The 15,118-nt window shown below is 48.0% G+C and carries 15 protein-coding genes; 7 read left to right on the top strand and 8 right to left on the bottom strand.

What is annotated here, in order from left to right; translation table 11 throughout:
* Positions 1-191: 191 nt before the first annotated feature.
* Positions 192-1,472 (bottom strand): alpha-hydroxy-acid oxidizing protein, encoded by a 1,281-nt coding sequence (locus ACWIP2_RS00380; protein ID WP_448517901.1) that lies wholly within the window; start codon positions 1,470-1,472, stop codon positions 192-194.
* Between the two features lie 174 nt (positions 1,473-1,646).
* Here ACWIP2_RS00380 and ACWIP2_RS00375 point away from each other — a divergent pair, with 174 nt between their 5' ends.
* Positions 1,647-3,845, top strand: coding sequence for a sodium-translocating pyrophosphatase (locus tag ACWIP2_RS00375; RefSeq protein WP_448517900.1), 2,199 nt, complete (start codon positions 1,647-1,649; stop codon positions 3,843-3,845).
* A gap of 477 nt (positions 3,846-4,322) precedes the next feature.
* On the opposite strand, the gene ACWIP2_RS00370 is transcribed toward ACWIP2_RS00375, so the two are convergent.
* Positions 4,323-4,568, bottom strand: a complete 246-nt coding sequence (locus ACWIP2_RS00370; protein WP_448517899.1) for a MoaD/ThiS family protein — start codon at positions 4,566-4,568, stop codon at positions 4,323-4,325.
* A gap of 146 nt (positions 4,569-4,714) precedes the next feature.
* Between ACWIP2_RS00370 and ACWIP2_RS00365 the strand changes: the two genes are divergently transcribed.
* Genes ACWIP2_RS00365 through ACWIP2_RS00355 form a run of 3 tightly spaced genes read left to right on the top strand, consistent with a single transcriptional unit; the run spans position 4,715 to position 8,106 of the window.
* Positions 4,715-6,073: a porin gene (locus ACWIP2_RS00365; protein ID WP_448517898.1), complete on the top strand. Its 1,359-nt coding sequence runs from the start codon at positions 4,715-4,717 to the stop codon at positions 6,071-6,073.
* Between the two features lie 26 nt (positions 6,074-6,099).
* The gene (locus tag ACWIP2_RS00360; protein ID WP_448517897.1) at positions 6,100-6,375 is read left to right on the top strand and encodes a DUF4212 domain-containing protein; all 276 of its coding nucleotides are present in this window, start codon (positions 6,100-6,102) and stop codon (positions 6,373-6,375) included.
* 33 nt (positions 6,376-6,408) lie between these two features.
* Positions 6,409-8,106 (top strand): sodium:solute symporter family protein, encoded by a 1,698-nt coding sequence (locus ACWIP2_RS00355; RefSeq protein ID WP_448517896.1) that lies wholly within the window; start codon positions 6,409-6,411, stop codon positions 8,104-8,106.
* Positions 8,107-8,303: 197 nt separating this feature from the next.
* Here ACWIP2_RS00355 and ACWIP2_RS00350 read toward each other — a convergent pair whose 3' ends face one another.
* A complete protein-coding gene (locus ACWIP2_RS00350) occupies positions 8,304-8,726 on the bottom strand; it encodes a nuclear transport factor 2 family protein (protein ID WP_448517895.1) in 423 nt (140 codons plus the stop codon).
* 57 nt (positions 8,727-8,783) lie between these two features.
* Between ACWIP2_RS00350 and ACWIP2_RS00345 the strand changes: the two genes are divergently transcribed.
* Genes ACWIP2_RS00345 through ACWIP2_RS00335 form a run of 3 tightly spaced genes read left to right on the top strand, consistent with a single transcriptional unit; the run spans position 8,784 to position 10,798 of the window.
* Positions 8,784-9,500: an OmpA family protein gene (locus ACWIP2_RS00345; RefSeq protein WP_448517894.1), complete on the top strand. Its 717-nt coding sequence runs from the start codon at positions 8,784-8,786 to the stop codon at positions 9,498-9,500.
* 56 nt (positions 9,501-9,556) lie between these two features.
* On the top strand, positions 9,557-9,994 hold the full coding sequence (locus ACWIP2_RS00340) for an FKBP-type peptidyl-prolyl cis-trans isomerase (protein ID WP_448517893.1): 438 nt from the start codon (positions 9,557-9,559) through the stop codon (positions 9,992-9,994).
* 3 nt (positions 9,995-9,997) lie between these two features.
* On the top strand, positions 9,998-10,798 hold the full coding sequence (locus ACWIP2_RS00335; RefSeq protein ID WP_448517892.1) for a glycosyltransferase family 2 protein: 801 nt from the start codon (positions 9,998-10,000) through the stop codon (positions 10,796-10,798).
* Here ACWIP2_RS00335 and ung read toward each other — a convergent pair whose 3' ends face one another.
* From ung to ACWIP2_RS00310, 5 genes are all read right to left on the bottom strand, one after another.
* Positions 10,799-11,461 carry a uracil-DNA glycosylase gene (gene ung, locus ACWIP2_RS00330; RefSeq protein ID WP_448517891.1) on the bottom strand — a complete coding sequence of 221 codons (663 nt, stop codon included), beginning with the start codon at positions 11,459-11,461 and terminating at the stop codon, positions 10,799-10,801.
* A gap of 67 nt (positions 11,462-11,528) precedes the next feature.
* A complete protein-coding gene (locus ACWIP2_RS00325) occupies positions 11,529-12,698 on the bottom strand; it encodes a CaiB/BaiF CoA transferase family protein (RefSeq protein WP_448517890.1) in 1,170 nt (389 codons plus the stop codon).
* A gap of 88 nt (positions 12,699-12,786) precedes the next feature.
* Positions 12,787-14,199 (bottom strand): hypothetical protein, encoded by a 1,413-nt coding sequence (locus tag ACWIP2_RS00320; RefSeq protein WP_448517889.1) that lies wholly within the window; start codon positions 14,197-14,199, stop codon positions 12,787-12,789.
* Between the two features lie 439 nt (positions 14,200-14,638).
* Entirely contained in the window at positions 14,639-14,848 is a 210-nt protein-coding gene (locus ACWIP2_RS00315; protein WP_448517888.1) for a GDCCVxC domain-containing (seleno)protein, read from the bottom strand.
* Positions 14,845-15,118 (bottom strand): cation transporter (locus ACWIP2_RS00310; protein WP_448517887.1); only part of this gene is annotated, 274 nt, incomplete at its 5' end. The genes ACWIP2_RS00315 and ACWIP2_RS00310, both read right to left, overlap by 4 nt.

Below are 15,118 nucleotides of genomic sequence, written 5' to 3'. Positions count from 1 at the left end.
TGCATATACATAACGGGATAGCGACGGGCTGAATAGTCGTAATCAGGTGGCAAGCAGATGTGCAGCGTGCGCTTTCGCGCAAGGCTGGGCAGGTAAAAATCGGGCAGCGTGATGATTTGGCTCATAAGAATTGTTGAAAGTAGCTCGTATCCCCACGAGCTACGGCGAAGGATTTTACCGCAAAGTTCCCTTTAAACCTTTCGCAGCGTAGTTTGCCTGATTTCATCTACGTTTTTGCAGCCTGCCAGCCCCATGTTGAGTTCAAAGTCGGCGAGGAGATGTTGCAGCACTTCGCGGACTCCTGCCTCGCCGCCAACTGCCAGCCCGAAAGCATAAGGTCTGCCAATGCCGACGGCGGCTGCGCCCAATGCAAGCGCTTTGAATGCATCTGCACCTGAGCGGATGCCGCTATCCATCAGTACCGGGATTTTCCCGCCGACTGCCTGCACCACATCGGGCAGGGCATCAATCGCGCCGACGGCGCCGTCCACCTGTCTGCCGCCGTGGTTGGAAACCATGATGCCGTCTATGCCTTCATCTACGGCGCGGCGGGCATCTTCGGGGTGCAAAATTCCTTTCAGCACAATCGGCAGGCGCGTATGTTCGCGCAGTAATCGCAGATTTTCCCAAGTTAGCGAGGGGCGCGAATAGATATTGACAAACAGTCGCACGGCAGCGCGTGGCAGCGGCGAGAGCATATTTGCCAGCGGATTGCCCGGAAAGGCATTTGCCATTTTCCACAAGCCTGCAATTGCCTGCAAAGTGGGCTTGGGCTTGGTTTCTAGCGCCTGCGGCTGGTTGAGTTGCTCCTGCACCAGTCGCATAAAAACGGGGTCGGAAGTGTATTGGGCTATGCCCTTGCCTTCCATAAATGGCAGATAGCCCAAATTCAAGTCGCGGGGTCGCCAGCCGAGCATGGTCGTATCAAGCGTTACAACAATGGCATCGCAGCCGCTTCGTTCAGCGCGCCGCACGAGGCTCGCCACCAGTTCATCGGACTTGCTCCAATACAGTTGAAACCAGCGCGGGCTATTGCCCATCGCAGCAGCAGCCTGTTCCATCGGCACAGATGCCTGATTGGAAAAAATAAAGGGAATATTAAAAGCGGCCGCCGCTTGTGCTACTGCCACATCTGCCTCGCGATGCACCATTTCCAATACGCCTATTGGACTAAGCACAAACGGCGAAGGCAATTTTTTGCCGAAAAGAGTAACGCTCGTATCGCGTTGCTCCACATTGCGCAGCATATGCGGCACAATCTGCCAGCGGTCAAAGCCACGGCGGTTGGCTTCCATCGTTTTTTCCAGCCCTGCACCTCCGGCAATGTAGGCAAAAGCCTTTTCCGACATGGCTTTCTTTCCTGTCTGGTAAAGTTCGTTCCATTGCGCGGGAATCATTGGGCGCTGCCCTGCAAAGCCTTTTACATAGATGGTGCGCTGCCAGCTAAGAGCGGAAAAAGGAGATTCAAGCATAAAAAAGGATCTGTAATTGGGCAATCAAATTATGGAATGTGCGGCAACTCTGCAACCTTATTGGCGAATCGGCGCAGGGAATGCGTATTTTCTTGCAAATCAGTACACTGTTCCCTTATCTTTGCGAACTTTCAAGATTACCAAACCTAATTTACATAACGAAACCTAATCTACATGGAAAATTTAATTTACGCATTACCGGCATTAGGGGCAGTAGGTCTCCTCTATGTGTTTATCCGCTCGGCGTGGGTAAATAAACAGGATGCCGGCACACCCAAAATGGAAGCAATTGCAGCCCGTATTGCCGAAGGAGCAATGGCATTCCTCAAAGCCGAATACCGCATACTGGCGGTCTTTGTAGTGGCAGTAGCTATCCTGTTGGGGGTTTCTGCCAACGACCAGACATCATCGCCGTTAGTAGCTATTTCGTTCATAATTGGCGCTTTTTCTTCTGCGCTGGCAGGCTTTATCGGCATGCGCGTAGCTACTAAAGCCAACGTGCGCACGACTGCCGCTGCCCGCACAAGCTTAGGCAAAGCGCTGGAAGTTGCTTTTGCTGGCGGATCTGTAATGGGCATGGGCGTAGTTGGTCTGGGTGTGATTGGTTTAAGCGTGCTTTTCATTGTTTACAGCAACATGTTTGGCGCTGACACTGCCGAAAATGTTACCCGCGTCATTACTGTGATGACCGGATTTTCTTTCGGCGCTTCGTCTATCGCGCTGTTTGCTCGCGTAGGCGGCGGTATCTACACCAAAGCTGCCGACGTAGGCGCTGACTTGGTAGGTAAAGTAGAAGCAGGCATCCCCGAAGACCACCCGCTGAACCCTGCCACTATTGCCGATAACGTAGGTGATAACGTAGGAGACGTAGCCGGTATGGGCGCTGACCTTTTTGAAAGCTATGTAGGCTCTATCATCGGTACAATGGTACTCGGCGCTGCCTTTATGAATGCTGAATTTATCGGCTTAGACCAGAATTTCAACGGTCTGTCTGCTGTTTTGCTGCCGCTGATGCTGGCAGGCGTAGGCATTTTGGTATCTATCATCGGCACTTTTTTCGTGAAAGTAAAGGAAGGCGGCAACCCACAAAAAGCCTTGAATATCGGTGAATTCGGTTCCTCTGGTATCATGGTGGTATTGTCTTACTTCATCATCACCGCCGTTCTTCCTGAAAAGTGGGTATTCAACGATCCTCTGTACGGCGTACAGCGAGACATGAGCGCGATGGGTATTTTCATTGCAACCGTAGTTGGTCTGATTGGCGGCGTACTGGTGGGCATCATTACTGAATACTACACAGGCATGGGCAAAAAGCCTGTGCTGTCTATCGTTCGTCAGTCATCCACAGGCGCAGCGACAAATATTATTGCAGGTTTAGGCGTAGGTATGATGAGTACTGCGCTGCCTGTGCTGATTATTGCAGTTTCTATTGTGTTGGCTTTCAACTTTGGCGGCTTGTACGGCATTGCGATTGCGGCGGTAGGCATGCTTTCTAACTTGGGAATCCAGTTAGCGGTAGATGCTTACGGGCCTATTTCCGATAACGCGGGCGGCATCGCCGAAATGAGCGAACTGCCTAAGGACGTGCGCGTGCGTACCGATAAATTAGATGCCGTAGGTAACACTACTGCTGCCATCGGCAAGGGCTTTGCAATTGCCTCTGCTGCCCTGACCGCGCTGGCGTTGTTTGGTGCTTATATGACTTCGGCCAAACTGCCTTCGATTGATATTTCCAAGGCCAACGTAATGGCTGGTTTGCTCATTGGCGGCATGTTGCCTTTCGTATTCTCTGCATTGGCAATGGGTGCGGTAGGTCGCGCAGCCATGTCAATGATTGAAGAAGTGCGCCGCCAGTTCAAAGACATCCCCGAACTGAGAAAAGCATTGGAGGTTATGCGTCGCAATGGCGATAAAGACCAGAAAGAGTGGAGCGCCGCCGATGTGAAAACCTTCCATGAGGCAGACGGCAAAGCGCAATATGGCAAGTGCGTAGAGATTTCTACACAAGCTGCTATCCGCGAGATGGTGCTGCCCGGCTTGCTGGCTGTTGCTGTTCCTGTGGCTATTGGTCTGATGCCGGGCATGGGCAAAGAAGCCCTCGGCGGTCTGCTGGCAGGTGTAACTGTTTCAGGCGTACTGATGGCTATTTTCCAATCTAACGCCGGTGGTGCGTGGGACAATGCCAAGAAGAGCTTTGAAGAAGGCGTAGAAATCAACGGTCAGATCTATTACAAAAAGTCAGATCCACACAAAGCAGCCGTAGTAGGCGACACCGTAGGCGATCCGTTCAAAGATACTTCCGGCCCTTCGCTGAACATCCTGCTAAAACTAATTTCTATCGTAGCGCTGGTATTGGCTCCGTTCATCGTATAAGCCACTCGCGAAGCCATTCAGTAATAGTCAAAGCCACCTCGTTTGGGGTGGCTTTTGTGTTGGTAGTCAGGATGATGTAATATCATTATGAATTGCATGATGGGTAAATCGAGGCTGTCCAAAAAGTAACACAGACTTTAGTCTGTCATTTGTTAGTTGCTTGATAATCAAATAGCTACAGACTGAAGTCTGTGCTACATTCGTCCTTTTTGGACAGCCTCTCAATATCGGTATAATTGCCATCTTCCTCCATTACCGAGCAGAAAAAAGAGGGTAGAGATGATTTTAATGCTATCAATAATGATCCTTACGGCATAAAATCTACGCATCATATGATTTATTTTACTATTATATATTTTTATTGACAAATCATCTCAGTTATAACAGATGTAAATTTTTGCATGCAACCGCAGAACGTTGAACTCTAAACAGCTACTTAGAAACTCGTGGATCGAATCATCAGCGTTCCAAAGTTAACTACCCGCCACTAACAGGCGGAATCAGTGCGATTTCATCATGGGGACGAATAACGTAATCGGGTGGCGCATATTCGCCATTAACAGCTACCGCCACCGAGCGGCGCGCCCCCATTAGGGGATAGGCATCTTTGAGTGCAGCCAGCAAATCGGCAACAGTATAGTGTTCCTGCGCGATTTTCCATTCCAGCACGGCGGCATTTAATTCTTCGCGCAAGATTCCAAACAAAAGGATCGATATTTTCATGGGATACAAAAGTACGATTTGCGACAGTAAAAAAAACGGACGAAAAATTTGCTTCGTATTTCTTCTTATTTCTATATTTGGTTTACGAATCGGCCATCGCTTAATTCTACTTTTTTAGCTTACATCATATCCCTAAACTTTTTCTTATGAGCAAATGGCTCTATGTACTCATGTTTTACATAATTGGATGTGCATTTTCTATTGTTGCTTATGCACAGGGCGATGCCCAAAAAGGCATTGATCATTCTTACAAACCACTAACTTTGAAATTAGATGACAGCGGCAATAAGTATGTCCGCTTCATCATCTGGCACCACTTTTGGCTCAGCCGTACAGAGAACAATCCGGGCACACGCTCCTACACGGGCGATGAGGTGTCGCATTCGGTTGATTTTGGGGTGCGTCGCTCGCGTTTCCTTGCTTATGCACAGATTTCGCCCCGCTTTTTGGTGATGACTCATTTCGGGATTAACAACCAGAACTTTGCTTCGGGTGGCGCTCCTGGTACAGATGCAACCAATCAGGTTATCTCGGGCAATAAAAAGCCGCAGTTATTTTTTCACGACATCTGGACAGAATATGCTATTGCCGATCAGAAACTGTACATAGGTACGGGTTTACATTACTGGAACGGTATTTCCCGCATGAGCAGTCACAGTACGCTCAATTTTATGACGATGGATGCGCCGATTTTCAACTGGCCACTGATCGAAAACACCGATCAGTTTGCCCGCCAATACGGTGTTTATGCCAAGGGGCAACTCGGCAAATTTGATTATCGCGTAGCTGTCAACAAACCTTTCCTTTTTGACCGCCCACCACTGGAAAATCGCGCTTTCGGAACAGCGACCGAAAAGGCAGCCTTTACGGGCTACTTCAACTATATGTTCAAAGACAGCGAATCCAATAAACTGCCGTTTTTTGTGGGTAGCTATCTGGGGACAAAAACAGTTTTCAACATTGGTGCAGGCTTTTATTACCATCCCGAGTCCACTGCCAGCCTGCAAAATGGCATAAAAACAAAGCACAACACAGCACTTTTTGGGGCAGATATTTTCTATGATAGTCCGATTAACGGCGGTAAGAATTTCCTGTCGCTCTATTCGGTGTTCTACAACTACGATTTTGGTCCCAACTACATCCGCAATATCGGCATTTTGAACCCCAGTGCCAGTTTTGATCCGACAAAGGTATCCTTCAACGGAGCCGGCAATGCACAACCTACAATAGGCACAGGGCAAATCTGGTACACACAGTTAGGATTTGGCTTTCCAAAAATGAAAAATGGGACGCAACTGATGCCTTACATCACACATACATGGAAAAACTTCGAGTTTTTGAATCAGCCATCGCACCAGTACGACTTAGGAATGCAATGGTTTATTAACCAACATTTTGCTAAAATATCGCTGCAATATAGCGCCCGCCCGGTCTATGACCAGAACCGCAACAAGTTGAATAAACTCTACGGCGAATGGATTTTACAAACGCACATTTTTCTTTAATCTAACAACTTAAAACTTCTTGCTAAATGAAAACTGTTACCTCAGAAGAAACCGTGCGCCTGCGCGAGTATTGGCGGCGCAATCTCATCATTCTTGCCATTTTGCTTAGTATTTGGCTAATAACTTCTTGCTTTTTAAGCATTTTCTTTGTCAAAGAATTAAATGCCTTTCGTATAGGCGGCTTTAAATTAGGTTTTTGGCTCGCTCAACAAGGTTCTATTTATATTTTCCTGCTGCTTATTGTTATATATGTGCGTCAAATGAACAATTTGGACAAAGAATTTGACGTAGATGAAAAATAAAACAACCATCAACCTTTAAATGAAAACAAAATAATGGACGTTCAAATCTGGACTTATATCATAGTAGGGCTTAGCTTTGCGCTTTACATCAGCATTGCCCTCTGGTCTCGCGCCGCTTCTACTAAAGAGTTTTATGTAGCGGGCGGTGGAGTTTCGCCAATTGCCAACGGCATGGCAACAGCAGCAGACTGGATGTCGGCAGCTTCTTTTATCTCTATGGCAGGGATTATTTCCTTTGCAGGCTACGACGGCTCGGTATATCTTATGGGCTGGACGGGCGGCTATGTGCTGCTTGCGCTGCTGCTTGCGCCTTACTTGCGCAAATTCGGCAAGTTTACCGTTCCTGATTTTATCGGCGAGCGCTATTATTCCAATGTAGCGCGGACGGTAGCCGTAATCTGTGCACTGTTCGTTTCCTTCACCTACGTGGCCGGGCAAATGCGTGGCGTAGGTATTGTGTTCTCCCGCTTTCTGGAAGTGGACATCAATACAGGCGTAATTATCGGGATGTTTATCGTACTCTTCTACGCCGTACTGGGCGGTATGAAAGGCATTACCTACACGCAGGTAGCGCAGTATGTCATCCTGATTTTTGCCTACATGGTTCCGGCAATCTTTATTTCCATCCAACTCACGGGCAATCCGATTCCGCAACTGGGCTTTGGCGGGACGCTGGTAGATGAACCCGGCACTTATTTGCTGGATAAATTAGACGGCTTGAGCCGTGAATTAGGCTTTACCCAATATACAGATGGTTCTAAGTCACTCATAGATGTATTTGCTATCACCTTTGCACTGATGGTAGGTACTGCCGGTTTGCCACACGTAATTGTACGCTTTTTTACTGTGCCTAAGGTACGCGATGCACGCTCTTCGGCGGGCTATGCACTGCTCTTCATTGCAGTTTTATACACTACTGCGCCTGCTATTGCAGCCTTTGCCCGTACTAACCTGATTCAGACAGTAAGCAACCAGCCATACAGCAGTATGCCCGACTGGTTCAAAAAATGGGAGACTACCGAACTGATTGCTTTCAACGACAAAAACAGCGATGGACTGATCCAGTACGTAGCCGATAAGGAAAAAAATGAGTTGAAAATAGACAACGATATCATCGTACTGGCCAATCCTGAAATTGCCAAATTGCCCAACTGGGTGATTGCACTGGTGGCTGCGGGCGGTCTGGCAGCGGCGCTTTCTACAGCAGCTGGTCTGTTACTCGTGATTTCTGCCGCCATTTCACACGACCTGCTCAAAAAGCAGTTGGTGCCCAAAATCACTGAAAAGCAGGAGTTGCTCGCAGCCCGTACCGCATCCGTATTTGCAGTAGTGGTAGCAGGTTATTTCGGTATCAAGCCGCCCGGATTTGTGGCCGCAGTAGTGGCGCTGGCTTTTGGACTTGCAGCGGCCTCATTCTTTCCTGCCATTGTTCTTGGCATTTTCTACAAACGCATGAACAAAGAAGGCGCAGTAGCAGGCATGATTAGCGGTCTTTTGCTGATGATTTACTACATACTGGCTTTCAAATTCAATGCTTTTGGCGAAACTACACCGCAGGATTGGTGGTTTGGTATTTCTCCCGAAGGTTTTGGGACAGTAGCCATGTGTTTCAACTTTGCCGTTTCTCTTATAGTCAGTGCATTTACGCCGCCGCCGCCGGTTCGCGTACAGCACCTGACCGAAAGTATTCGTTATCCGAAAGGGGCATCAAAAGCCGTAGCTCATCATTAGTAAGTAGTAACAAAGAGGCTGTCCAGAAAAGCTGCATGTAGCACAGACTTTAATCTGTAGTCGTCTGATTATCAAGTACTTCAACGATCGCAGACTAAAGTCTATGTTACTTTTTGGACAGCCTCTTTTACAGGTTTTTAGAACTAATCAAACGCCTTGCTTTGAATTATTAGCCTAAATTTGTGTGCGATAAAGCGTTACTTTTTTAGCCAGTCGCCGATACCGTAAGGATCTGCTAATGGGGCAGAAACGTGTTCGTGCTTAATTTGCCATTCTCCTGTTTCGCTTTGGCGCATCACAAAGGTTGCCCGAAACTTTACCGTAAAATCGCGCTCGCGGACATTGACCGTCAGCACGATGATGCCCCCGATCCATGCCATTGTACCCTCTGTTTCGCAGAAAGGACCTTCTACCCACTCGATAGATTTGAGCGTCAGCGGCGAGTGGCAGAAATCGTCCCAGCCTTTGGCTATTTTTTCATAGCCTAACGTTGTATAGCGCGGGCCTTCCAGAATTACATAGGTTTCTTCCGAAGGAACATAGGAGGCACAAATGTCTGCAACGCGCTTGTCTATAATTGCCTGAAAAAAATTATGATTGGCTGCTAAAACGGGATTCATGCTCGCAAGAGATTAATTTTACAGCAATTTACATTAAACCTTCAATCAAAAATTACTATGCAAACGAAAACAATCAAAGGGTTTGTACTATTGCTGCTCTTTGTCCTCACTTTAGGCAGTTGCCAGAAGTGGAAAAGCAGCAGCAACACAGCCAAAGGCGGGATCATCGGTGCAGGTGCAGGTGCAGTAATAGGTGGGGCAATCGGTAGCCGATCTAACAACACAGCGGCAGGAGCGATTATCGGCGGTGCAGTAGGTGGCGCAACAGGAGCGATTATCGGCAGGTACATGGACAAGCAAAAACGCGAATTGGACGAGCAACTGGAACGCGAAAACAGAAATCGCCCACCTGAGGAGCAGGTGCGCGTAGAACGTGTAGGCGAAGGTATTCAGATTACGATGGGCAACGGTATTCTATTTGACTTCAACAGCTCAACATTGCGTCCTGCCGCGCGTCAGAACCTTAAGATAATGTCAGAAACCTTTAAGAAATATGCTGATACCAATATCCTTATTACCGGACATACGGATAATATAGGTTCTGATGAGGTGAACAATCGCATCTCTCGCCAGCGAGCAGAGGCTGTAGCCGATTATCTGGTATCGCTCGGCATTGACCGCAGCAGGCTGATGACCAGAGGGCTTGGTAAAACAGAGCCTATTGCCGACAACAGCACACCTGCGGGGCGTCAAGAAAACCGCCGCGTTGAAATGGCGATTTATGCCAATGAAAAACTCAAAAAAGATGCGGAAGCAGGCAGAGTAAGGGAATAAATTCCGATTAGTCCAAATATTTTATTACCTTGCCTTCAAATTTTAATTGCAATACAATGTCAAAAACACAAGCACAAACAGGCGATCGTGTAGCCGTACATTACACGGGACGATTTTTAGACGGGCAGGTATTTGACACATCTCTGGCGCGTAACGAGCCGCTTGAGTTTGTGATTGGTGCCGGCCAAATGATCAAAGGATTTGATGAGGCTGTTTTAGGTATGATGCTCAACGAACAAAAAACAGTTACACTTGCACCCGAAGACGCTTATGGTATGCGCAATGAGCAATATATCATTAGCGTTCCTGTATCGCAACTGCCCGAAGACCTAAATCCAAAAATTGGAGATGAACTGATACTACGCCTGCAAGACGGCAACAACTTCCCTGTTATTGTTGCTGACCTCACCGAGGAGAACATTACGCTCGATGGCAACCACCCAATGGCGGGTAAAACGCTGGTTTTTGACATTCAATTGCTCGAAATTACATAAGTTATGCCGCCTTTGTGCAGCATTATTACCGTAACGTTCAACGCCGCCGCGCCGCTTCGCAAAACGATGGACAGCGTGGCGGCATTAACTTTTACCGATTTTGAGTGGTGGGTGATTGATGGGGCTTCGCAAGATGAAACGCTCAGTTTGCTGGAAGATTTCGCCGCCCGATACCCTCACATCCGCCTGCAATGGGTTTCTGAAAAGGACAAAGGCATCTACGATGCCATGAACAAAGGTATCGCTAGGGCGCAGGGGGAGTGGGTCTGTCTAATGAATGCAGGCGATATTTTCCACACACCACAGGTTTTGTCAGAAATTTTTGCTGATGGCAGCCCTGCCGCTGATGTTATTTACGGAAACTATCACATTTTATACCCCAACGGTTTTGCTAAGGTGAAGATTACGCCCCCTGAGCCTCCGCCGCTATGGCAGGGCATGATTGTCAATCACCAGAGTTTGCTGATAAAAACCGAGTGGGCACGCCGCTTTCCTTATCGCCTCGACTCTATCGCTGCCGATTACATACAACTTGCACAAATGATGACGCAAGGCGCTGTTTTTCAGCACATTAATATTTTTATTGCCGATTATCAGGACGGCGGACAAAGCTCGCAGCGCAAAGAGCGTTACCTGACCGACTGCCGCCATGCGGCGCTGCAATTATTTCCCGAAAAAGCGGCCGCAATAGAAAGGCATTTTGCAGGACTGTTCGCCAATCATCGCCGCGATGAGCAACTCAAAAAATGGCTGCCCGAAAGTTGGTTTTATGGTTTGATGCGGTTGAAAAACAAAATTCTGTAGCTACCAATCAATTTCTGATAAATTTCGACTGCGCAAGTACTCATTAGCTTTGCTGAAATGGCGGCAACCAAACCAGCCTTTATCGGCTGCAAAGGGCGAAGGATGCGCTGCAGTAAGTACCAGATGGCGCGTTTTGTCAATAAACTTGCCTTTTTCCTGGGCGTATTTTCCCCAAAGCATAAATACCAGCCCTTCTTTTTGTTCGGCTAACAGATGTACAACTGCATCGGTAAAGGTTTCCCAGCCTTTTTTCTGATGCGAACCCGGCGTATTGGCGCGGACGGTCAGCGTTGCATTGAGCAGCAGCACCCCCTGCGATGCCCAGCGCTCCAGATTGCCCGTCTGAGGTATCGGTTTACCTAAATCTGCTTGAATTTCTTTGAAAATATTGACTAATGAGGGCGGTATGGCAACATGATCGGCTACAGAAAAGCACAACCCGTTGGCTTGTCCTTCGCCGTGGTAAGGATCTTGCCCCAGAATGACGACTTTTGTATCATCAAACGAACATTTGTCGAAAGCATTAAAAATGAGCTTGCCGGGCGGATAAACTTTCTGTGTCCGGTACTCATTTCTGACAAACTCCACCAATTGCCTGAAATAGGGCTTTTCAAATTCAGCAGCCAGTAGTTTTTTCCACGAAGGGGCAATTTTTACTTCCATACAAGTGAGCCGATGTGATCTGTTTGACCTGTCTATAGTGGCTGCCCGATATGCGGCAGCAAAGAGTTTAGGCGATGAGTCCTTTGCTGCGCCATTCAGCAATTTGTGCCTCGGAGTAGCCTAGCGATTGCAACAGTTCTGCCGTGTGCTCACCGATGGCAGGTGGATTGTTACGTAACTCGAAGTGTGTATCGCCATATTCAATCGGCAGGTTGGGCAGTTTTGCTACCGTTCCATCAGGCAGCGTAGTTTTCAGCAGGCTATTGCCATAGTTCAGATGCGGGTCGTCAAATAAATCTTCGGGGCGGGCAATAGGCGCAAAGGGAATCTCAGCAGCCTCGCAGCGGCTGATGATGTCGGATTTGGTAAGTCCTGCCATCATTTGCTCTATGGCAGGCAGCAACCACTCGCGCTCATCAATGCGTCCGTTGTTGGTTTGCAGGCGCGGGTCGGTCGCCCAGTCCTCCCTGCCAAAAGCGCGGCAGAACTTTTCCCAGTGCTTATCGCTGATGATGCCTATAAAAACCTGTTCATTATCAGCGGTTTGGAAAGTCCGATACACCGACCATGCGCTTATGCGAGCGGGCATTGGCGGCACGGGTACTTTGGTAATTGCACCATAAGCCATGTGTTGTCCCATGAGGAAGGCAGTTGTTTCAAAAAGCGCGCCCTTGACAAATTTGCCTTTGCCTGTGCGTTCGCGTTCGTACAAGGCTGTCAGGATGCCGATGAGACCAAACATACCACCTGTAATGTCAATCACAGAGGTTCCGGCACGAAGCGGCATTCCGGGAGGGCCGGTCATGTAGGCCAATCCGCCCATCATCTGTACTACCTCGTCCATAGCATGTCGTTTTTCGTAGGGCCCGCTCAAAAAGCCTTTGAGCGAACAGTAAATCAAACGCTCATTGTGTTGGCGCATGGCCTCGTAGCCGTAGCCCAGCCTGTCCATCGTCCCCGGCCCGAAGTTTTCGAGCACAATATCTGCGCTTAGCAGCATTTTGTAGATCACTTCCTTGCCTGCTGCCGATTTGAGATCTATAGCAAGGCTCTTTTTATTACGGCTATAATAGGGGAAATAACCCGTACCAAAGCCTTTCAGGCGGCGGGTTGCATCGCCTTCAGGCGGCTCTATGTGGATCACCTCCGCGCCCATGTCGGCCAGCAGCAGCCCGCAGACAGGCCCCATAACAGCATGAGTAAATTCGAGTACTTTTAGTCCTTGCAGTGGTAGCATAGTTAGGTGGTTAATAGGAATGACAGTACGCGAGTTAAAAATACACGCGCTAAAGCGTATGTTACAAATCAAAGGTAATCCAAAAAACTCAAAAGCGACTTACATAACCAAAGTGGATTTTGGATTGTTCCAACGAGAAAGTCTGCTGAAGTCGTGCAGCGCTGCCCATCGCATAGGTAAGAGAAAAAATACCTCCCTTAGTGCCTACGTTGATGCCAAAGCCTGCTCCCACCGGCTTATCGGCGAAGGATTGCTTAGTAGTGCGCCCTGCCAGCCTGCCATAGTCGCCAAAAGCAAACAGGAACGAACTTTCTTCGAAATACAAACGATATTCTGCCGTACCGATCAGGTAGCGCGACGCAAAAAAGTCATTTTCATTAAACCCGCGCAGCGTTTGCAAGCCACCGATCCGAAAAAGCTCGTTCAAGAACAGGGACTGCCCCAGCATGAGGCCGCCGTTGGCGCGCAACATCAGTGCAGTTTGCTTGCCCGTAGCGATGAAGTGCGCTATTTGCAGCGAGGCAAAACCTTGCGGGCTGCGCTCGGCTGCTGTTTTGTTGCCTGCACCAGCCTCCCAGCTGATGCTCCAACCTCGTTGCGGGCGCAGCGGATTGTCTAAGCGACTGAACCGGTAGTTGATGCCGTAGGAAAGGAAGCGCGTATTAGCGAGTCCGCGCTCGGCGCTTCGGCGCGAACTATCCGTTAGTACAGAAGTCTGATTACGCACAAAAAATCCGATTTGACCCGCCGGTAGCTCTCCAAATAGCAGCGGATAGGATAATTGCACCTGCCATTGCAGGTTGAAAAACGTAGTGTCTTCCTTGAGAAAATTGACCTGAAAACCTCCATTGAGCCGTGTGCGCAATAATAGCGGGTGTTCGTAGCTCATCCTGAGCGATTGGGTCGCTGCCCGCATCCGCTGCCACTCGGCCACTAGCGATTTACCGCCATTGAATAGGTTGCCTAACTGCAAATTGGCAATTCCTGTAAGTAATAGGCTGCCCTGCCGCTCCTGATTGGGAAGTACGCCAACAATACCATCGAAGCGGTTGATCTGCACCGGCTCCAGATGCAACACCAAATGCGCACGATCGAACCTGAAAAGTACGTCGGGCGCTTGCAGTAATTTGAGAAAAGGCAGTGTTTTGAGCACCTCAGTCGCCTGCCGAACCATTGCTTGGCTGAACAACTGCCCCGGATAAATGCCAAGCATGGTTTGCAGCAAAACAGGCTTGATACCACCCTGACCGATAATGATCAGTGTATCAAAGCGGATGAGCGTACCAGAGCGATAGCTGATTGTACCTTCTATCAACTGTTCGTTGCTGCGCAAATCGGTAAGCCCAATTTCAGCAAAAGGATAGCCGTTGTTTTCTGCATAGCTCAATACCTTGTTTTGTATCGTTTGCCAGTCGGCGATAGTAGTAAGCCCCTTAGCACTGATGTAGCGATTTGCCCCTGCAGTTTGCAATAGCTTAGCAGTTGCACTGTCATAGCGCACCTGTAAAGGTAGTTTTGCAGTAAGAAGCTGTGCTTGCAATAACGGGGAAAGGAAAAACAGCAGGATGTATGTTATTGTATGTAGGTGGCAGTTCGTGGGGACGCGAACTGCGAAAGGGATACGAACTAAGGCGGGGAGTAAGTTACTGATTTTTAGATAATAGAATAAGCTTAAATATCTCAACATTAATGGCACGCATACGCAGAAAAGGAATACTTTGAAGAATGTTGAAATGTTTATCTTGGGGCTACAATAAAGTTTGTATTGCTTTTAGACCTTAGGTTTAGGTCTGGTTCTTTTAGGCACAAAATTGTTAAATGATACTAAAATTGAACAGCGGCACAAAGCCCAACAGGGCGACTTGGCTTTGCACTTTTCTCTGCCTGACGCAAAACTCGTATTATGCGGTCGGCTTTCTATTGCTGTCAGTGCTTCGTTGTCAATTACAGCAATTTGTCCCTGCTTGAATTGGCGGACATTTTACTGTCCCGTAGCTACAATAAACGCAACAGTCGCCCTGTTTTGGCTTTAAAACTTTCTTACAGTTTTCACACTCGTAAAAATATTGGCAAGCATCTGTCGGCATTCTTTCTTTTTTTTTGTATGCACAGTCGGGGCAAGTGATTGTTGATTGCAGTATTATGTTCATTTTATTTCTTTCTTGTCGGTTACTGAATAGCCTGTCTTTGCAATGGCTTTTTCTATTTCTTGAATGTCGGTTTTGGTCTTGTCAAACTCCACAATTGCGTTTCCATTTTCATATGAAACTGTTGTGTTAATTATTCCTGTCAGTTTATTCACTTCGTGGTTTACGTGTTCTTCGCAACCTGAACAAGTCATTCCTTTAATTGTAAATTCAGCTGTCTGAATGTTTGCTTGTTCGGTTACAATTAATTGTTTCTCTGTCTTAGGGAAAAAG

It is taken from the genome of Rhodoflexus sp. (genome assembly GCF_053489755.1).
This window is presented reverse-complemented; position numbering and strand designations above follow the sequence as displayed.